An 18,801-nucleotide genomic window follows, 5' to 3' on the forward strand; every position below is an offset into this window, starting at 1 on the left:
CGCGTCTACACCCTCGTCAGCCCTGCGCGATACGTTTGGGGTGCACGAGCGGCGACAAAGGAGTCCGACAGATGGCGCACTACCGCAGCGTGGGAGCTGTTCCGCACAAGCGGCACACCCAGCACCGCGACCCTGAAGGCAACCTGTACTTCGAGGAGCTGATGGGCGAGGAGGGCTTCTCCTCGGACTCCTCGCTGCTCTACCACCGCAACATCCCGTCGGCGATCACCGAGGCCTCCGAGTGGCAGCTGCCCGACCAGCGCCGGATCGCCAACCGCCCGCTGCTGCCCCGGCACCTGGTGCTGCCGTCGCTGTTCGACGCCGAGGCCGCGGCCGGCATCGACGCGGTCACCGGCCGGCGGCTGGTGCTGGCCAACGCCGACGTCCGGATCAGCTACGTGCTGGCGGGCCGGCCCTCGCCGTTCTACCGCAACGCCGTGGGCGACGAGTGCGTGTTCGTCCAGTCCGGCACGGCGCGGGTCGAGACGGTGTTCGGGGCGCTGGAGGTCGGCCCCGGGGACTACCTGATCATCCCGCGCGCCACCACCCACCGCTGGCTGCCCACCGGCGATGAGCCGCTGCGGCTGTACTGCATCGAGGCCAACTCCCACATCACCGCGCCCAAGCGCTACCTGTCCCGGTTCGGTCAGCTGCTCGAGCACGCCCCGTACTGCGAGCGGGACCTGCGCGGGCCGACCGAGCCGCTGTTCGGCGAGGGCAGCGACGTGCCGGTCTACATCAAGCACCGCGATCCCACCGCGGTCGGCGGCATCGCCGGCACCGTCCACGTCAGCGCCCACCACCCGCTGGACGTCGTCGGCTGGGACGGCTGCCTCTACCCCTACGCCTTCAACATCTCCGACTTCGAGCCGCTCACCGGACGGGTGCACCAGCCGCCGCCGGTGCACCAGGTGTTCGAGGCCGCCAACTTCGTGATCTGCAACTTCGTTCCCCGCAAGGTCGACTACCACCCGCTGTCGATCCCGGTGCCCTACTACCACTCCAACGTGGACTCCGACGAGGTGATGTTCTACGTCGCCGGGAACTACGAGGCCCGCAAGGGCTCGGGAATCGGCCCCGGCTCGATCTCGCTGCACCCGGGCGGCCACTCGCACGGCCCGCAGCCCGGCGCCTACGAGAACAGCATCGGCGCGGAGTTCTTCGACGAGCTGGCGGTCATGGTGGACACGTTCCGGCCCCTGGAGCTCGGCGAGGGCGGCCAGGCCGCCGACGACGGCCGCTATGCCTGGAGCTGGTCCGGCGGTCGTGGGTGAGCGTTCCGCCGCTGTTCTCAGGCCTGTTCGACGACGCGGCGCTGTTTCCGCCGGGCAACGCGCCGATGGCCGAGGCCATCACCGGCCATGCCCGCTACCAGCGCGAGTGGTACGCCGACCTGGTGGCCCGGTTCGTCTGCCCGGCCGGCCGGCTCGCTGAACTCGACGGCGCGCTGGCCGCGGCGGTGATGTCCTCGCCGGAGATCTCCGCGCCCGCGTCCTCGAACTTGGCGGTCTCGATGCCGCAGGTCTCGATGACGGTTCCCGGCGGGCCGGCCGAACTGGCGCCCGCCTTCGCCGTCGCCGAGGGCCTGCCGCGGCTGCGGATCAGCGCTGTCGAGCTTCCGGTTTCCGCGGCCGAACTGCCCGCGGCGTTGGACGAGCTGTCCCGGACCGCGCAGCGGGGCATCGCGGTGTTCGCCGAGGTCCCGGTCGCCGAGGTGGACCGGGAGCTGGCGGCGGCGCTGCGGCAGGCCGGCCTCGGGCTCAAGCTGCGGACCGGCGGCACCACGGCCGATGCCTTCCCCGACACTTGGGCGCTGGCGGGCGCCATCGAGGCGGCGGTCGGGGCCGGCGTCCGGTTCAAGTGCACCGCGGGCCTGCACAACGCCGTCGGCCACGTCGAGCAGGCCACCGGCTGGGCCCATCACGGCTTTCTCAACGTCCTGCTCGCCGTGCACGCCGCCCAGACCGGCGGCGCGGCATCCGGCCCGCTGGCCGTCCGGGACGGCGCCGTGCTGGCCGAGCAGGCCCGTGGCCTGTCCGACGCCGAGGTCGTCGCCGTCCGCGCCCAGTTCGCCTCGATCGGCAGCTGCAGCATCCTCGAGCCCCTGACCGACCTGACCGACCTGAGACTGGTGAGCGCCGCATGACCGAGACCTGGCTGGGCGGGGCGGCCAACGCGGCCGATCACCCGTTCGGAGTCGCCACGCTGCCCTACGGCGTGGTGGTCGTCGCGGGCGAGCCGCAGCCGGCCGTCCGGATCGGTGAGTCGGCGCTGCTGCTGCGCCCGGCCACCGGGGCGCTGCTGCCCGAGCACGCCGGGCTGTTCGCGGGCCCGGACCTCGGCACGTTCCTGGCGGCCGGCCCGGACAGCTGGCTGGACGTGCGCGCCTCGGTCACCAGCTGGCTGACCGACGAGGCCTACCGCGAGCAGCTCGAACCGATGCTGGTGCCGCTGGCCGGCCTGCCGACGGTGCTGCCGTTCTCGGTGGCTGACTACGTCGACTTCTACGCCTCGGAGAACCATGCCCGCAACGTCGGGCAGATGCTTCGTCCCGACAGCGACTCACTGCTGCCGAACTGGAAGCACCTGCCGGTGGGCTACCACGGCCGGGCCGGCACCGTGGTGGTCTCGGGCACCGACGTCCGGCGACCTCGGGGCCAGCGCAAGGCCGGGGACGGGGTGGAGTTCGGGCCGTCCCAGCGCCTGGACATCGAGGCCGAGGTCGGTTTCGTGGTGGGCCCCGGCTCGCCGCAGGGCCGCCCGGTGCCGATCGCGGACTTCACCCGGCACGTCTTCGGGGTGGTGCTGCTCAACGACTGGTCCGCCCGCGACATCCAGGCCTGGGAGTACGTGCCACTAGGGCCCTTCCTGGGCAAGTCGTTCGCCACCTCGATCTCGGCCTGGATCACCCCGCTGGCCGCGCTGGAGGCGGCCCGGGTGCCCGCCGTGCCGCGCGATCCCGCGCCGCTGCCCTACCTCGATGACACCGGCGACTCCTGGAACCTGGACCTGAGCATCGAGGTGCGGCTCAACGGCGAGCTGATCTCCCGGCCGCCGTTCGCCACCATGTACTGGACCGCGGCCCAGATGCTGGCGCACCTGACGGTGAACGGGGCCTCGCTGCGACCGGGTGACCTGTACGGCTCGGGCACCGTCAGCGGGCCCGAGCGCGACCAGCGGGGCAGCCTGCTGGAGCTCAGCTGGGGCGCCAGCCAACCGTTCGAGTTGGCCGACGGGTCGCAGCGCAGCTTCCTGGCCGATGGTGACGAGGTGGTGATGACCGCCACCGCGCCCGGTCCGGACGGCGTCCGGATCGGCATCGCCGAGGTGCGCGGCCGGATCACCCCGGCCCTGTCGGACTAGTCCTGCTGGAGTTCTCGTGATGGCTGGAGGCAGCATGGCCGCCCCGAACCCCGATGCCCCACGCGGCGATAAGCCGCGCCGCGATGCCCCGCGCGGCGATGAGCCGGTGCCGCGCGACCGGCTGCGCCGGTTGACCGCGCGGGAGCGTGAGCGCTACGCCGCCGACCACCCGACGTCCAGAGCCCTGTTCGACCAGGCCGACCACCTGATCGGGCGGGTGCCGATGACCTGGATGAGCAAGTGGTCCGGTGGCTTCCCGCTCTATCTCGACACCGCCGCCGGCGCGCGGGTCACCGACGTCGACGGCCATCGCTACGCCGACTTCGCGCTCGGCGACACCGGCGCGATGGCCGGGCACTCGGCACCGGCCGTGACCGCGGCGATCAACCGCCGGGCCAGGCAGCAAGGCGGCATCACCACCATGCTGCCCACCGAGGACGCCGAATGGGTGGCCGCCGAGCTGGCCCGGCGGTTCGGCCTGCCGTACTGGTCGTTCTCGCTGTCGGCCACCGACGCCAACCGCTGGGCGATCAGGCTGGCCCGGCTGGTCACCGGACGCGGCAAGATCCTGGTGTTCTCCTACTGCTACCACGGCAGCGTCGATGAGACCTTCGCGATTCTCGACGACGCCGGCGACGTCCGGTCACGGCCGGGAAACGTCGGACCGGCGGTCGATCCGGCCAGCACCACCCGGGTCGCCCACTTCAACGACCTGGAGTCGGTGCGGGCCGGCCTGGAGCATGGCGACGTCGCGGTGATCGTCACCGAGCCCGCGCTGACCAACATCGGCATCGTGCTGCCCGAGCCGGGGTTTCTGGACGGGTTGCGCCGGCTGGCCAGCCAGCACGGCGCGCTGCTGCTGATAGACGAGACGCACACCTTGTCGGCCGGGCCGGGCGGCATGACCGCGACCGAAGGACTGCGGCCCGACATCGTGGTGGTGGGCAAGTCGATCGGCGGTGGCGTGGCGTGCGGCGCGTACGGCATCACCGAGCAGGTCGCCGCCCGCCTGGCCGAGCACACCCGCAGCGGCGCCGCCGACATCGTGGACGTGGGTGGCGTCGGTGGCACGCTGGCCGGCAATGCCCTGTCGACCGCCGCGATGCGAGCCACCCTGTCCGAGGTGCTGACCGAGCAGGCGTTCGAGAAGATGGGCGAGCTGGCCGCCCGCTACACCGCGGGGGTCCAGGCCAGCATCGACGAGCACCGGCTGCCGTGGTCGATCAGCCGGCTCGGCGCCCGCGCGGAGTACCGGTTCAGCTCGCCCGCGCCCCGCACCGGCAACGACTCCGCGGCGGCGGCTGACCCCGAGCTGGACGAGTATCTACACCTGTACCTGGCCAATCGGGGCGTGCTGCTCACGCCGTTCCACAACATGGCGTTGATGTGCCCGGCGACCGAAGTGGCCGATGTGGACCTGCACACCGAGCTGTTCGCCGCCGCCGTCTCGGACCTGCTCGGACGCTGAGTCCCGGCCGCGTCGGTCCTGGCCCGGTCTGCCAGGATCAGCACATGGTCCTCGAAATCGCCCTGATCGACGTCCAGCCCGGCAGCGAGGCCGCCTTCGAGGCCGGCTACCGCGGCGTCGTCGGGGTGCTGCGCGAGTCGGCCGGCCTGCTCAGCCTGCGGATGACGCACGGGGTCGAGACCCCCACCCGCTTCGTGCTGCTGGTCGAGTGGGAGTCCCTGGAAGCCCACCAGGCGTTCCGGGACTCGGACCGGTTTCCGGTCTGGCGCTCCGGGATCGGTCCGCACCTGGCCCAGCCGCCGCACGTGGAGCACTTCACCGACGTGGGCTGAGGCAGCCAAACCCGCAAAGGCTGTCGGCACACCGGAAACTCCGCTTTGTCGAATGTCTGATCAGACAGACCAACTGAGCACTCAGGCGACGGCGCTGCGGCTGGGCACCGCGGTGGCGTCGTCCCCCGAGCGACGCCACCGCGGAACACCCTGCGCCTACCTGGTGATCTCGATCGTCACGCTGTTCATCTCGTCGCCGCAGTGGTTCCGGCAGCCCCAAATCTCCGCGGTCGCGACTGCCGTCCCCTTGGCGAACGCCTTGCCAGGGCTCGCCGTGACCCGCATCAGGATCCGCTGGTGGCTTCCGGTGCAGGAGACCCGCTGGTAGGTGGCGCCCACAGCAGTGGCGCTGCCGACCCGCTCGGTCACCCTGAGGTACACCTCGGCGTAAGTGGCGTTGCAGTAGACGTCGACGGGCACGTCGACCGCCGCGCCCCGGCTGACCAGGCTGGCCGGCGACAGTGGGGTGACGTCGAGGTGCAGGCCGCCGGAGTAGTACGCCACCGCCGGTGAGCTGGGGCTGAGCAGCGCGAGCGCGGTCCCGCCGACCAGTGCGACGCCGATCACGCCTGCCTTCATCTTGTTGGTGTTCATCGGAACTCCTTCCGCGAAGTCTCCCCCGCTGATTGGGTGATGCGGCCAGCCGGCGCTTCCGGTGAGGCCAGACCGACCAGTGCCGCTGCCAATAGCGGGATGGCCGGGATATGCCAGACAAAGTCGAAGCCGGCGTGAAAGGCCAGCGCGGCAGTTGCCGCCAGGGCGCCCGCGCTCACCGCCCCGCCGGTCCGGCGGCGCTGGTAGAGCCGCCGCAGGAGGGTCACCAGCAGCGTGGCCAGCAGTACTCCCCCGACAATGCCGAGTTCGGCGAGCACCTGCAGGTACTCGTTGTGGGCGTAGCGGTAAACCTTGCTACCGGTGCCCGGGGCCCAGGTCAGGCTGGGCAGGCTGGGCCCGGCGCCGATCAGCCAGTGCTGTTGAAAAACCTCTAGAGCCGCATGGAACGAGGCAGCCCGCTCAGGGTCATCGACGGTCAACCGGGCGCCGGTGACAGCCGTGACGCCGCTCCACCCCGGCAACCTGAATCCGAGTGCCAGCAACGCCAGGCCGCCGACGGCGACCAGGCTGTACCGGCTGAACGGGCTGTGTCGGCTGGGCCGCAGAGCCGTCGCACCAACGCTGATCGCGAGGCCGGCGGCAAGGGCCATCCCGGCCAGGACCGGCCGCGGACTGCTCGCCGTCATGGTGGGGACCAGTCCGAACGCCGCGACCACCGCCCCGAGCACCGGTCCCCACCCGGCACGCAGCAGCGCCCGTGGTCCGCGCGCGGCGGCGAGAACCAGCAGCCCTACCGCCACCGCCATCAGGCCGGCGCGGCTGAGGGTGGCGATCAGCCCGGTGAGCAACACGGTCGTGCCGAGCGCCAGCCGCGTCGAGCGCGGCGTTTCGGTCAGGCAGGCCAACGTGATCAAGGCCAGCATCGCCAGGATGATCGCCGTTGCGTTCGGATAAGTGAGGGTCGACGAGGCCCGCCACAACCCCTGGCCCTGCCAGGTCCACCGTTGCCAGTGCAGCGCCAGTCCCAGCCAGCCAAGCAGCGCGATCAGCACCCCGCAGCCGACGAGTCCGGTCAGCACCAGGTCACGGGCGCCGGCGTCCAGCCCGCGACACGCTATGAAGACTGCGAGTATCCCGATCAGCAGAGCGAGGTAGGGAACAGCCGCGCGTGGATCGTGATGCAGCGCCGCGCCGATCACCGCCCACCCCGCCAGGCCGGCCAGCGCGAGCGTGACCGGGCGGTCCGCACGCGCGAGCCGGTGCAAGCCGGGTAGCGCCAGCAACGCCGCACCCAGCAACGCGGCCACCCAGAGCTGCGCTCGCGGGTAGAAAGCCCCTTGCGCGACAAGGGAAACGCTGAGAGCCGCGAGCAGCAGCGGAGCTCCCCACTGCGGGCTGATGACCCACCGCGCGGGCGTCGGCACGCTCACCGGAGCACGTCCGGCCGGCTCTATACATTGCATGTAGCTAAAGAGTCGCAACTACCCGGATCCGTTGCTTTGCTATGTGTCTATCCCATAACGAAAGTTCTTCGCGTGATGGGCCCTAGTCACGATCAGGACGTAGCGAGCAGGTCGGAGCGAGCAGGTCGTAGCGATCAGATCGGGGCGGATCAGATCGTGGCGGATCAGATCGTGGCGGATCAGGGTCAGCGGCTTCAGGGTCAGCGGCTTCAGGGCATGGCCGGGCGGGCGCTGCCGGGTTGGCGCAACAGCACCTCGATGAGGTTGCCGGCCGGGTCGGTGAACTGGGTTCCGTAGTAGTCCAGCTGAGCGGACTCCCAGTCCCGAGGCGCCTGCACCACCGGGATGCCGGCGTCCCGGGCCACTGCGTGCACCTGGCGCACCAGCGCCGGCTCGGTGACCGCCAGTGCCAGATGCGCGCCGCTGGTCGGGGCCGGACCGGCCACCAGCCACAGCACCAGCCGACCGGCGGAGCTGCCGTAGCCCACCGCCGCGACGGTGCCGGTGTCGTCGGAGTCGCCTTCGGGGTCGGAGAAGTCGACGGTCGGGACCAGGCCGAGGCAGCCCAGCAAGGCGTCATATACTGCCCGACTGGCCTCGAAGTCCTCGGCGACGATCGTGACGTGATCCAGAGTCGTGCTCACCGGCATGACCTCATCTCTACCGGATCGAGGAAACGCACCGTGCAGGTACACCCCGAAGTCGCGTCCGCGCTCGCGGCCGGCCGTCCGGTCGTGGCGCTGGAGAGCACGATCATCAGCCACGGGCTGCCCCGGCCGGCCAACCTGGACATCGCCCGCGAGATCGAGCAGGCGGTCCGCGACTCCGGCGCGGTGCCCGCGACGATCGCGGTCGTCGACGGCCGGCCACGGGTCGGCCTGGACGATGAGGCGCTGCGGGTGATCGCGGCCTCCGACGACGTGGTGAAGGTAAGCGTCCGCGACCTGGCGACCATCGCCGCTCGCAAGGGAAATGGCGCCACTACGGTGGCCTCGACCGCGCACCTGGCCGCGCGGGCCGGCATCGCGGTGTTCGCCACCGGCGGTCTCGGCGGCGTGCACCGGCAGGCCCGCGAGTCCTGGGACGAGTCCGCCGACCTGGGCACGCTGTCCCGGACGCCGATCACCGTGGTCTGCGCCGGGGTGAAATCGATCCTGGACGTGGCGGCCACCCTGGAACGGCTGGAGACGCTGAACGTCGGCGTCCTCGGCTACCGCACGGACGCCTTTCCCGGTTTCTACCTCGCCGACTCCGGGCACCGGCTGGACTGGCGGGTCGACTCGGCCGCTGAGGTGGCCGCCGTGATGCGGGCCCGGACCGAGCTGGGAACCGACCGGTTCGGGCTGATCGTGGCCAACCCGATCCCGGCCGCCGACGAGCTGGACCGGCAACTGCACGACCGCACCCTGGCCGCCGGCCTGACGGCCCTCAGCCGCGGCGGGGTCACCGGCAAGCAGGTGACGCCGTTCCTGCTGGAGTTCTTCCACCGCGAGACCGAGGGCGCCTCGCTGCGGGCGAACGTCCGGCTGGTGTTGAACAACGCCCGGGTCGCGGCCGAGATCGCGGTGGCCTACGCGGCCTCGGCCGCCGGGTGATCCGGCGGTGCGGTTGATGGGGCCAGGCGGGCGGGTGGTCTGCGTCGGCGATGTGATGCTCGACATCTCGGCGGCGCTGCCGGGCCCGCTGGCGATGGGTTCGGACACCCCGGCGCCGATCAGCTTCGGCCACGGCGGCTCGGCCGCCAACACCGCGGCCTGGCTGGCCGAGCAGGGGGTGCCGTGCGTGTTCGCCGGCCGGGTCGGCGACGATCCGTTCGGCCAGGACGCGGTCGCCGCGCTGCGCTCGCACGGCGTGATCACCGAGGTGTCGACAGATCCGGACACCGCGACCGGGATCTGCCTGGTGCTGGTGAGCCCGGACGGCGAGCGCACCATGGTGCCCTCGGCGGGCGCCAACGCCACCCTCAGCGCGGCCGACCTGGGAGATGACCTGCTGACGGCTTCCGATCACCTGCACCTGTCCGGCTACACCCTGCTGAACCCCGGCTCCCGAGCGGCGGCGCTGTTCGCTCTGCGACTGGCGGGCTCGGTCGGCGCCTCGGTGTCGGTGGACGCGGCCTCGGCCGGGCCGATCCTGGCGCTCGGAGCACAGCGGTTCCTGGACTGGCTCGAGCCCGGCGTGCTGTTGCTTGCCAACACCGACGAGTTGGCCGCCCTGACCGGCGCCGGCGACCAGGACGCGGGCCTGGAAGCCCTGGTGGCCCGGCAGCTGAGCGTGGTGCTCAAGCGCGGCAGCGCGGGCAGCGTGCTGGCCACCGCGGCCGGACGCTGGCACTCGGCCGCCGAGCCTGCCGAGGTGCTGGACACCACTGGAGCCGGCGATGCCTTCGCCGCCGGGTTGCTGGCGGCGCTGTGGAATGGCGCCAAGCTGATCGAGGCGCTGGTCGAGGGGAACCGGCTCGGCGCGACGGCGGTCGGCCGGCTAGGCGGACGACCCTGAGTTTGCCGCTCGGCAGGCGCGGATGCCCGAACAGAGACGGAAAGCCTACTTGCCTGGACATTAAGCCTATTGTCCGGTTTATGCAGCTCTCTTAACGTGAAGGTTGGTTCCTTCTCACAAGTGGAACCATCCTTCTCTCCTAAGGAGTTGTCATGATCACCAGTTCCGACTCGCTCATTGCCGCATGGCGCACCAGCGCCGAGGACAACCCGGCCGGTCCGCTGTTCTCCACCCCGTTCGCCGAAGCCGACCTGACGAGCTCGGACCCGCTTATGAGCTCGTGCTCGTGGTGTTCGGCCTCCCGCACTGCCCAGTGCTGTTGATTCAAGGCTGAGCGTCCGTGGAAACCGAGGAGGGTGACTTCGACTCCAGCTTTCGCTGCCTCATCGACCCGGCACTCACTGAGTTGGCCGTCGAGCTGCAGCACGTCACCCTCCTCGGCGCCGGTGAGCGGCAGGCGGTGCTGGCCGGCGCCTCGGCATCGATCACCGACGCGGTGCGCCGCAAGGTCAGCCGGTTGCTGCTGCTGGAACTCAATGCCGCCCGAGTCACCGGCAGCCTGCAGGCGCCGGACAGCGCGGGTCGCTGGTCTGAGTTCCTCGAACGATCCGCGCACCGGGGCTTCTGGGACTCACTCACCCCGCACTACCCCACGCTGCTCCCCCGGCTGGAGGCCGTGATCGGCGGGCGGCTCTCGGCGGCGGCAGAGCTCGCGCGTCGCTTCGCCGCCAATCGCAGCCGGCTCGGCACGCTGGTTCCACAGGCCGGTGAGCTCAGCAAGGTGAGCTTCGGCGAGGGTGACAGCCATCGGGGTGGTCGTTCGGTGGTGATGCTGGAATTGCAGGGTCGGCGGTTGATCTACAAGCCTCGATCACTGGGAGTCGACTCGGCCATCGCCACTTTCCTGAGCCGGTTGTTCGACTCGACCCCGGCTATGGACCGGATCCGGGTCCCCGAGGTGATCCTGTGCGGCACGTACGGATTCTCGGAATTCGTCGAACATCGCTACTGCGAATCAGCCGCCGAGCTTCGCACCTACTACACGCGTCTGGGGCACTGGCTCGCGCTTGCCAGGCTCTTCGGCACCACCGATCTGCACGCCGAGAACCTGATCGCGTCCGGTCCGACGCCAGTGGTGATCGACTGTGAAACGCTGTTCACGCCGAACCAGGCCTTCAAGCCGGCCGGGATGGGCGACGCCCTGGATCAGGCAGCGGTCATGTTGACGGGTACCGTGCTGCAGTCCGGACTGCTCCCCAACCGGGGGGTCGGCCTGGGCTGGCGAGGCGTGGACATCTCAGCGGCGGGCGCGTTGCCTGGCCAGCAGCCGATGATGCATGCGCCGACGATCGTCGATGCCGGCACTGATCTGGCACGACTGGCGATGGCGCCGGTGCCGGAGCCGGTCGCGTTGAACCACCCCAGCTCCAGCCCCGACCTCGACGTCTACTGGCCGAACGTCCTGGAGGGCTTCGACGAGCTGACCGACCGGCTGCTTGCCCTGGACAAGTCCGGCTGGCTGCAGTCGTCCTTCGCCGCGTTCAACGATGTCGATATCCGGGCAGTGCTGCGCTCCACCGAGGCCTACGCCGAGCTGGGCCGGATGCTGTGGCACCCGGTGTCCCTGCACGACGAGACCACCGCGGTGGCGAAGGCGGTTGAACTGCTCGCCAAGCAGAGCGAGACGATCCTGTCGGCGCCGAGCGATCGCGCGGTCATCGCCGCTGAGGTAGCCGAGCTGCTCGAAGGTGACATCCCGTTCTTCGCCACCACCCCTGGCACCGGCTGGCTGCGCGGACCGCGCAACACCAGCTGGGGCGAGCCGCGCGACGTGCTGGCCGAAACCCTCGACCGCTGGCGGTCAGCCGATCAGCAGGTCGAGCACGAGCTGATCCAGTCCTCACTGGTCTGCGCCTACATCAACGACGGCTTCATGCCATCCAAGACGCCGATGTCGGTGGAGCGGCCGGTCACCGACGCGCTGGACGGGCGTCGGCGGCGGCTGACCGCTGACATCCTGGGCCGTCTGGTCGCCACTGCCCTACGTGGCAAGGACGGAACGGCAACCTGGATCGCGCCGGTCATGAACCAGACCGGCTGGTCGGTGCAACCGATGAGCATGGATGGCTACTCCGGCGCGCCGGGCATCGCGGTGCTGATGGCCGGCTACCTGCGGGAGGTGGCTGCTGGCCGGGCGCTGCCGGTCGCCGGCCTGCCGGACCTGCTGGCGGCCACCATTGCCAGCATGCGAGCAGCTGATGACTTCAAACACACCAGCCAGCAGTCGGGATACCGCACCAGGCCCGAGCCGCCAGGCCTTTACGTCGGGCTGCACTCCCAGATCTGGTGCTGGTCCCTGCTGGCCGAGTTGGGGGCCGTCGATCCGGCTGAGTCCAGCCACCGTTCAGCCAGGGCCGCCGAGCTGCTGCCCGAGGCGCTCGCCGAAGCTGCTGATTCCGACCTGCTCGGCGGCCGGGCCGGCGCTGTCATCGGATCGCTTCGGATGGCTGCTCTGACATCGGAAAGCCGGTGGCTCGAGCTCGCGATCACCGCCGGCGAGCAACTCGTCGAGCTGGCCCTGCTGGAGAGCGGCCTGGCTCGCTGGCGCTCCCCGCTGTGGCCGGCCGGGCTCGGCGGCTTCGGGCATGGCGCCACCGGCATCGGCTGGTCACTGGCCCGGCTCAGCCAGGCCACCGGGCGTAACGACTTCGCCGCTCTGGCCGAAGCGGCGTTCGCCTTCGAACAGACCCTGTGGGATCCGGTCGAGGGCAGCTGGCGGGACGTGCGCGAGGAGACGGGCGTCGGGATGGCGTGGTGCCACGGCGCCACTGGCATCGGGCTGGCCTCGGCCGATCTGATCGAGCGCGGCTTCGGCGACACGGCTCAGCACCTGGAGACCGTCCGGCGAGCCGCCAGCGCGTGCTGGACGCGCGGAATGGGCTGGAACCACACTCTCTGCCACGGCGACCTCGGTTGCTGGGAGTTGCTGAACAGCGCCTTGAAGCTGGGCGCGGCCCCGGCCGGTCTGGACTCACTCGCAGTGTCGGCCTACATCATCGGCAGCTTGGAGAAGTACGGTCCGGCCAGTGGCCTGGCCCGGGCTGCCTTCTGTCCAGGCCTGATGCCTGGGCTCGGCGGGGTGGCCTATCAGCTGCTCCGGATGGGCCCGCGATCGGAACTGCCGTCACTCCTGGTCCCTAGCTGAGGTCTGGCGCCTGTGAGCGACCACGAGCCAGCCGCTGGGATGGCAGACGTCGCACCCCCGTACTGGGCGCTGGACACCGGCGCCGACACCGCGCCACGCCTGGCTGCCATGGTGCGCGAACTGCCACGCTCGACCCGTCCAATCCTGGCGATGGTGTTCCGGGCAGCGCCGGGTGCGGCGGTGAGCATCCTGGTGTTGCAGCTGCTGGCCGGGGTGGTGTCGGCCTTCGGGCTGCTGACCACGACTGCCGTGCTGGACCGGCTGCTGACCGCCGGCCCCACCTCCGAGCGGGTCGCGGCAGCCACGCCGGCGCTGATCGCGGTGGCAGTCATCTACAGCGCCTGGGGCGGGCTGGAGGCCGCGGTGGGGTTGGCCAAGGCCCGGGTGGGGCCGGCTGTGCGCAGGCTGTCCGCGATGAGGCTGATGGAGGCCTCGGTGGGGGTCGAGCTGGCCGCCTTCGACGACGACGGCTTCTATGACCGGCTGCACCGGGCGCGTGACCGGGGCCTGCTGCACCTGGACCGCTCGGTCACCAGCCTGGTCGAACTGATCGCGGCCGCGGTGGGGATGCTCGCCGCCGCCAGCACCCTGCTGATCCTGCACCCGCTGCTGGTCGCGGTGCTGGTGCTCAGTGTCGTGCCCGAAGCATGGTCGGTGCTGCGCGCCGCCCGGCTGGGGTACCTGGGCAGGCTTCGGATGACCACCCTCAGCCGCCGGATGTGGATGCTGGGTGAGCTGCTCACCGACCGCGCCGCGGCCACCGAGCTGCGGTCCTATCAGGCCGAGCCGTTCGTCCTCGCCGAGTACCGGCAGGTCACCGAGACATTGCGTGCCGAGGAGACGCGGATCGAGACGGCCCAGGCGCGGTCCCGCGCGCTGGGCCGGGCGCTGGCCGGCGCCGGCACCGCGGCCACCTTCGTGATGTTGGGGTTGCTGCTGCACGCCGGCTGGATCCCGTTAGCGGTGGCAGGCGGTTCGGCGATCGCGATCCGGGTGGCCACCAGCGCGCTCGGCCGGGTGGTGGTCGCGGTGAATCAGCTGTTCGAGCAAGGCCTGTTCGTCGGTGACTACCAGGACTTCCTCACCACCGCAGGCCGGCGCATCCCACGCCGGGACGGCACCCCGGTGACCGCCGACCCTCAACGGATCGACCTCGACCGGGTCAGCTTCAGCTATCCGGGCGGTCGTCCCGGCACTGAGGCGATCTCGGATGTCAGCTTGTGCGTCGACGCCGGACGGACGATCGCCCTGGTGGGTGAGAACGGCTCGGGCAAGAGCACGCTCGCCAAGCTGATCGCGGGCCTGTACGCGCCTACCTCGGGCGAGATCCGCTGGGATGGCAGGCCGCTGACCGAGCTCGACAGGTCCGGTGTCGCCGACCGGATCGTGATGGTCTCCCAAAGCCCGCTGCGGTGGCCGCACACCGCACGCGTCAATGTCCGGCTCGGCCGCCACGATCGGCACGATCCGGACGACGCGTTGCTTCGCCAAGCGGCTGAGCAGGCCCGTGCCGACGAGGTGGTGGCCGTCCTGTCCAACGGCTGGCAGACCCTGCTGTCCAGGGAGTTCCGGGACGGCCAGGAGCTCTCCGGCGGCCAGTGGCAGCGGATGGCGATCGCGCGCGGCTTGTTCCGGGACGCCCCGGTGCTGATCTGCGACGAACCGACGGCCCCGCTGGACGCCCGGGCCGAGCGTGCGGTCTATGACGCGCTGCGCAGGCTCGCCGACGGCCGGACGATCTTGTTGATCACGCACCGGCTAGCCAGCGTGCAGCATGCCGATCTGATCTGCGTGCTGCACCGGGGCAGCATTGTCGAGCGGGGCACTCATCCCGAATTGCTGGCCCGCGGCGGCCATTACGCTGAGCTGTATAACTTGCAGCAGGAGTTGCTGCGCTCTGGCCTGGCCGCCTCAGCAGCCGGCAGCATTGAGGGTGAGAGCCCTAGCTGAGCGTCAGGCCGCGGGCCGTCGCCGAGATCCGGACGCCGTCAGCGGTGGCGACCAGGTTCTGGATCTGCAGGTGGAAGGGCAGGCCGCGCAGTGACAGCTTGTTGGCGAAGATCGAGCTGAACTGGTCGGTGAGCTGCTCGGGCACCGCGATGCCGGCCTGCGGCACCCCGACCCGGATCGAGGAGAAGGTCAGCTCGTCACCGCCCTTGATGCCCACCTCGGCGCTGGCGGTGCCGGTGATCTTCTGCCCCAGCACCTCGACCGAGCTGCTGGCCTGCACCCGGCCGCCGCCGGCGTAGCCGAGCTCGACACCGAGGGCCCGGGACAGCTCCTGATAGGTCAGCAGCGCGGTGCCGCTGGCCGTCTCAGCGGTCGCGCCGGAGAACCTCTCGATGGTGCGCAGGTCACGCAGGTGGGCATCGAGATCGGCCAACCGGACCTTGCGGTCGCGGTCACCGACCGCCATGTCCTGAGCCTGCAGCCGCACGGCGGGGTAGTGATTGGCCAGCACCTGGGTCAAGAAGGGAAAGCCTTCGATGTCGACCGAAGGCCGGTTGCTCAGGTTCTGGGACGACTGCACCTTGGAAGCGATCTGCCGTTCTGCCACCAGCAGGCCGATCCGGTCAGCCGCGACGACCAGCACCGCCAGGACGAGGGCGAAGACGAGCAGGCCACGCAGGAGCGATCTCGACCTGGCAGGCCGCGCTGGCCTCACTGCAGACAAAATTCGTTGCCTTCCGGATCAGTGAGGACTATCCACCAGCTCATGGCTTCATCGCGCTCGGCCACCAGTGTGGCGCCTGCAGCCACCAGGCGGTGCGCATGCTCGCGAACGGCTGCCTTGCGCGCGTCGCCGTCCAGCCCGGCGCCCACGTTGACGCCCAGCCCGCAAGCTCACCGGACGCCGGCTGCGTCCATGCCGCGGAGCTCCTTCTTCAGCTCGCTGATCTCGTCACGAAGCCGGGCGGCCACCTCGAACTGCAGCTCGCGGGCAGCGCCCATCATCTGCTCGTTGAGCTGTTGGATCAGGTCGGCCAGCTCGGCGCGCGGCAGCGTTGCCACGTCGAGCTTGCCGTCGGCATGGGCGCCGACCCCGACCACGCCGACCGCTCCGGCGCCACGACCGGAGCGCCCCGGTGTCGGGGACTTGCCCCGCGACTGGGACCGGCCCGATCCCCCGGTCGCCAGCAACTCCTCGGTGTCCTCGGACTCGCGGACCAGCATGTCGGTGATGTCGGCGATCCGCCTGCGCAGCGGCTGCGGGTCGATGCCGTGCTCGGTGTTGTAGGCGACCTGGATCGCCCGGCGCCGGTTGGTCTCGTCGATCGCCTGGGCCATCGAGCGGGTGATCTTGTCGGCGTACATGTGCACCTGCCCGGAGACGTTGCGCGCCGCTCGGCCGATGGTCTGGATGAGCGAGGTGCCCGAACGCAGGAACCCCTCCTTGTCGGCGTCGAGGATCGACACCAGCGACACTTCGGGCAGGTCCAGACCCTCGCGCAGCAGGTTGATGCCGACCAGGACGTCGTACTCGCCCATCCGCAGCTCACGCAGCAGCTCGACCCGGCGCAGGGTGTCGACCTCGGAGTGCAGGTAGCGCACCCGGACCCCGAGTTCAAGCAGGTAGTCGGTCAGGTCCTCGGACATCTTCTTGGTCAGGGTGGTGACCAGCACCCGCTCGTTCTTCTCGGCCCGAACCCGGATCTCGTGCACCAGGTCATCGATCTGGCCCTTGGTGGGCTTGACCACCACCTCGGGATCGACCAGCCCGGTCGGCCGGATCACCTGCTCGACGAACTCGCCGCCGGTGCGGCCGAGCTCGTAGTTGCCGGGGGTGGCCGACAGGTACACGGTCTGGCCGATCCGCTCGACGAACTCCTCGAACTTCAGCGGCCGGTTGTCCATCGCGCTGGGCAGCCGGAAACCGTGGTCGACCAGGGTGCGCTTGCGCGACATGTCGCCCTCGTACATGCCACCGGTCTGCGGCACCGTCACGTGCGACTCGTCGATCACCAGCAGGAAGTCTTCGGGGAAGTAGTCGAGCAGGCAGTTCGGCGCGCTGCCCGGCTGGCGGCCGTCGATGTGCAGCGAGTAGTTCTCGATGCCCGAGCAGAAGCCGACCTGGCGCATCATCTCGACGTCGTAACTGGTGCGCATCTTCAACCGCTGGGCCTCGAGCAGCTTGTTCTGGTTGTTCAGCTCCTCCAGGCGCTGTTCCAGCTCCTTCTCGATGCCCGCGATCGCCCGTTCCATCTTGTCGGGGCCGGCGGCGTAGTGGGTCGCCGGGAAGATGAAGACCTCGTCGACCTCGCGGATCACCTCACCGGTCAGCGGGTGCAGGTAGTAGAGCCGCTCGATCTCGTCGCCGAACATCTCGACCCGGATCGCCAGCTCCTCATAGACCGGGAACACCTCGACGGTGTCACCGCGGACCCGGAAGGTGCCGCGGGTGAAGGCGATGTCGTTGCGGGCGTAGAGCACCCCGACCAGACCTCGCAGGATCTTCTCGCGCTCGATCTGCTGGCCCACCCGCAGCCGGACCGCCCGGTCGACGTACTCCTGCGGGGTGCCCAGGCCGTAGATGCAGGAGACGGTGGCCACCACCACCACGTCCCGGCGGGTCAGCAGCGACATGGTCGCCGAGTGCCGTAACCGCTCGACCTCGGAGTTGATCGCCGAGTCCTTCTCGATGTAGGTGTCGGTCTGCGGGACGTAGGCCTCTGGCTGGTAGTAGTCGTAGTAGCTGACGAAGTACTCCACGGCGTTGTTGGGCAGCATCTCGCGCAGCTCGTTGGCCAGCTGGGCGGCCAGCGTCTTGTTCGGCGCCATGATCAGGGCCGGCCGCTGCAGTCGCTCGATCAGCCACGCGGTGGTGGCGGACTTGCCGGTGCCGGTCGCGCCGAGCAGCACCACGTCCTTCTCGCCGGCCCTGATGCGCTTCTCCAGCTCGGCGATCGCGGTGGGCTGATCACCCGAGGGCGTGAAGTCGCTGATGACCTCGAACTTGCCGCTCGAGGGGATGATGTCGCTGTCTACCCGCATGCGTTCAGAGTACGAGCATGCTCTGACAACCGGCGGGGCACTTAAGTCAGAACGGCGGCTGCAACCGCACCCGGGCGGCCTCGATGTCGAAGTCCGCCGGCGGGTAGCTGAGGTCCAGCCCGAGCAGCGCGTCGCGCAGCAACTGGCTCACCGCCCAGTTGCGATACCACTTGGTGTCGCTGGGGACGATGTGCCAGGGCGCGGACTTGGTGGAAGTGGCGGCGATCGCGGCGGCGTAGGCGCTCTGGTAGTCCGACCAGTAGGCCCGCTCGTCGATGTCGGCCGGGTTGAACTTCCAGTGCTTGCTCGGATCGTCCAGCCGGGCCAGCAGCCGCTTGCGCTGCTCGCTGTAGCTGATGTGCAGGAAGCACTTGATCAGGACCGTGCCGGAGTCGGCCAGCTGCTGCTCGAAGGCGTTGATGTCAGCGATCCGCTCGGCCCAGGTGTCGGCGTCGATGCTGCCGTGCACCCGGGGAACCAACACGTCCTCGTAGTGCGAGCGGTTGAAGACCCCGATGATGCCGGCTGCCGGCAGCGCCCGGCCGATCCGCCAGAGGAAGTGGTGCGCCGCCTCCTCGGCGGTCGGCCGCTTGAACGACTTGATGCTCACCCCGGCCGGCCCGACCTGGCCCACCACATGCCGGACCACCCCGTCCTTGCCCGAGGTGTCGGTGCCCTGCAGCACCAGCAGCACCCGACGCGGGTCACCGCTGACGCCGTTGGCGTAGAGCATCTCCTGCTGGCTGGCCAGCACCTCGCCGGTGGTGGCCAGCTCGGCCAGCGCCTTGACCTTCGACCCCGGGGACATCGGCTTGCTGGCGGGGTCATAGCCGAGCAGCGTGACCGGACCCTCGGCGACCCGCAGCGCCTCACGCAGCGACATGGCCTTCGGGACTGGCGCTGGGGTCATGGGGCCACCCTACG

17 protein-coding genes are annotated in these 18,801 nt (G+C 70.3%); 10 read left to right on the plus strand and 7 right to left on the minus strand.

The window, feature by feature from the left end:
• Window positions 1-71: 71 nt before the first annotated feature.
• The 5 genes from VF557_10270 to VF557_10290 are packed head-to-tail and all read left to right on the plus strand — an operon-like array spanning window position 72 to window position 5,163.
• A complete protein-coding gene (locus VF557_10270; protein ID HEX8080582.1) occupies window positions 72-1,274 on the plus strand; it encodes a cupin domain-containing protein in 1,203 nt (400 codons plus the stop codon).
• Window positions 1,271-2,146 (plus strand): hypothetical protein, encoded by an 876-nt coding sequence (locus VF557_10275; GenBank protein HEX8080583.1) that lies wholly within the window; start codon window positions 1,271-1,273, stop codon window positions 2,144-2,146. The genes VF557_10270 and VF557_10275 overlap by 4 nt, the downstream gene beginning before the upstream one ends.
• The gene (fahA, locus tag VF557_10280) at window positions 2,143-3,363 is read left to right on the plus strand and encodes a fumarylacetoacetase (GenBank protein ID HEX8080584.1); all 1,221 of its coding nucleotides are present in this window, start codon (window positions 2,143-2,145) and stop codon (window positions 3,361-3,363) included. Before VF557_10275 ends, fahA begins: the two co-directional genes overlap by 4 nt.
• 34 nt (window positions 3,364-3,397) lie before the next feature.
• Window positions 3,398-4,831, plus strand: a complete 1,434-nt coding sequence (locus VF557_10285; GenBank protein ID HEX8080585.1) for a transaminase — start codon at window positions 3,398-3,400, stop codon at window positions 4,829-4,831.
• 44 nt (window positions 4,832-4,875) lie between these two features.
• Window positions 4,876-5,163, plus strand: a complete 288-nt coding sequence (locus VF557_10290; GenBank protein ID HEX8080586.1) for an antibiotic biosynthesis monooxygenase — start codon at window positions 4,876-4,878, stop codon at window positions 5,161-5,163.
• A gap of 156 nt (window positions 5,164-5,319) precedes the next feature.
• Here VF557_10290 and VF557_10295 read toward each other — a convergent pair whose 3' ends face one another.
• From VF557_10295 to VF557_10305, 3 genes are all read right to left on the minus strand, one after another.
• Window positions 5,320-5,757, minus strand: a complete 438-nt coding sequence (locus VF557_10295; GenBank protein HEX8080587.1) for a hypothetical protein — start codon at window positions 5,755-5,757, stop codon at window positions 5,320-5,322.
• Window positions 5,754-7,148, minus strand: a complete 1,395-nt coding sequence (locus VF557_10300; GenBank protein HEX8080588.1) for an O-antigen ligase family protein — start codon at window positions 7,146-7,148, stop codon at window positions 5,754-5,756. The genes VF557_10295 and VF557_10300 overlap by 4 nt, the downstream gene beginning before the upstream one ends.
• A 242-nt stretch (window positions 7,149-7,390) precedes the next feature.
• Window positions 7,391-7,825, minus strand: a complete 435-nt coding sequence (locus VF557_10305) for a VOC family protein (GenBank protein ID HEX8080589.1) — start codon at window positions 7,823-7,825, stop codon at window positions 7,391-7,393.
• Between the two features lie 39 nt (window positions 7,826-7,864).
• On the opposite strand from VF557_10305, the gene VF557_10310 reads away from it, so the two are divergent.
• From VF557_10310 to VF557_10330, 5 genes are all read left to right on the plus strand, one after another.
• Window positions 7,865-8,776: a pseudouridine-5'-phosphate glycosidase gene (locus tag VF557_10310; GenBank protein ID HEX8080590.1), complete on the plus strand. Its 912-nt coding sequence runs from the start codon at window positions 7,865-7,867 to the stop codon at window positions 8,774-8,776.
• A 16-nt stretch (window positions 8,777-8,792) separates the two neighbouring features.
• Window positions 8,793-9,680, plus strand: a complete 888-nt coding sequence (locus VF557_10315; protein HEX8080591.1) for a carbohydrate kinase family protein — start codon at window positions 8,793-8,795, stop codon at window positions 9,678-9,680.
• Between the two features lie 152 nt (window positions 9,681-9,832).
• Complete coding sequence (locus VF557_10320; GenBank protein HEX8080592.1) at window positions 9,833-10,003, plus strand: DUF6229 family protein; 171 nt, start codon at window positions 9,833-9,835, stop codon at window positions 10,001-10,003.
• A gap of 17 nt (window positions 10,004-10,020) precedes the next feature.
• Window positions 10,021-12,885: a type 2 lanthipeptide synthetase LanM family protein gene (locus VF557_10325; GenBank protein HEX8080593.1), complete on the plus strand. Its 2,865-nt coding sequence runs from the start codon at window positions 10,021-10,023 to the stop codon at window positions 12,883-12,885.
• 39 nt (window positions 12,886-12,924) lie between these two features.
• Window positions 12,925-14,835 (plus strand): ABC transporter ATP-binding protein, encoded by a 1,911-nt coding sequence (locus tag VF557_10330; protein HEX8080594.1) that lies wholly within the window; start codon window positions 12,925-12,927, stop codon window positions 14,833-14,835.
• Here the strand turns inward: VF557_10330 and VF557_10335 are convergent.
• Genes VF557_10335 through VF557_10350 form a run of 4 tightly spaced genes read right to left on the minus strand, consistent with a single transcriptional unit; the run spans window position 14,828 to window position 18,787 of the window.
• Window positions 14,828-15,550: a DUF2993 domain-containing protein gene (locus VF557_10335; GenBank protein HEX8080595.1), complete on the minus strand. Its 723-nt coding sequence runs from the start codon at window positions 15,548-15,550 to the stop codon at window positions 14,828-14,830. The genes VF557_10330 and VF557_10335 overlap by 8 nt on opposite strands.
• Window positions 15,547-15,708, minus strand: a complete 162-nt coding sequence (locus VF557_10340) for a VOC family protein (GenBank protein ID HEX8080596.1) — start codon at window positions 15,706-15,708, stop codon at window positions 15,547-15,549. Before VF557_10340 ends, VF557_10335 begins: the two co-directional genes overlap by 4 nt.
• Before the next feature lie 21 nt (window positions 15,709-15,729).
• Window positions 15,730-17,877: an excinuclease ABC subunit UvrB gene (gene uvrB, locus VF557_10345; GenBank protein HEX8080597.1), complete on the minus strand. Its 2,148-nt coding sequence runs from the start codon at window positions 17,875-17,877 to the stop codon at window positions 15,730-15,732.
• A gap of 46 nt (window positions 17,878-17,923) precedes the next feature.
• Complete coding sequence (locus VF557_10350) at window positions 17,924-18,787, minus strand: PPK2 family polyphosphate kinase (protein ID HEX8080598.1); 864 nt, start codon at window positions 18,785-18,787, stop codon at window positions 17,924-17,926.
• Window positions 18,788-18,801: the final 14 nt, after the last annotated feature.

The sequence above is a fragment of the Jatrophihabitans sp. genome (assembly GCA_036389035.1).
In the GTDB taxonomy this organism is placed as follows: domain Bacteria; phylum Actinomycetota; class Actinomycetes; order Mycobacteriales; family Jatrophihabitantaceae; genus Jatrophihabitans_A.

Excerpts from the sequence above, each read along its gene's own strand:
- VF557_10270 (HEX8080582.1), top strand. The coding sequence starts at position 72 with ATGGCGCACTACCGCAGCGTGGGAGCTGTTCCGCACAAGCGGCACACC.
- VF557_10320 (HEX8080592.1), top strand. The coding sequence starts at position 9,833 with ATGATCACCAGTTCCGACTCGCTCATTGCCGCATGGCGCACCAGCGCC.
- VF557_10290 (HEX8080586.1), top strand. The coding sequence starts at position 4,876 with ATGGTCCTCGAAATCGCCCTGATCGACGTCCAGCCCGGCAGCGAGGCC.
- VF557_10315 (HEX8080591.1), top strand. The coding sequence starts at position 8,793 with ATGGGGCCAGGCGGGCGGGTGGTCTGCGTCGGCGATGTGATGCTCGAC.
- uvrB (HEX8080597.1), bottom strand. The coding sequence starts at position 17,877 with ATGCGGGTAGACAGCGACATCATCCCCTCGAGCGGCAAGTTCGAGGTC.
- VF557_10295 (HEX8080587.1), bottom strand. The coding sequence starts at position 5,757 with ATGAACACCAACAAGATGAAGGCAGGCGTGATCGGCGTCGCACTGGTC.
- VF557_10330 (HEX8080594.1), top strand. The coding sequence starts at position 12,925 with ATGGCAGACGTCGCACCCCCGTACTGGGCGCTGGACACCGGCGCCGAC.
- VF557_10285 (HEX8080585.1), top strand. The coding sequence starts at position 3,398 with ATGGCCGCCCCGAACCCCGATGCCCCACGCGGCGATAAGCCGCGCCGC.
- fahA (HEX8080584.1), top strand. The coding sequence starts at position 2,143 with ATGACCGAGACCTGGCTGGGCGGGGCGGCCAACGCGGCCGATCACCCG.
- VF557_10350 (HEX8080598.1), bottom strand. The coding sequence starts at position 18,787 with ATGACCCCAGCGCCAGTCCCGAAGGCCATGTCGCTGCGTGAGGCGCTG.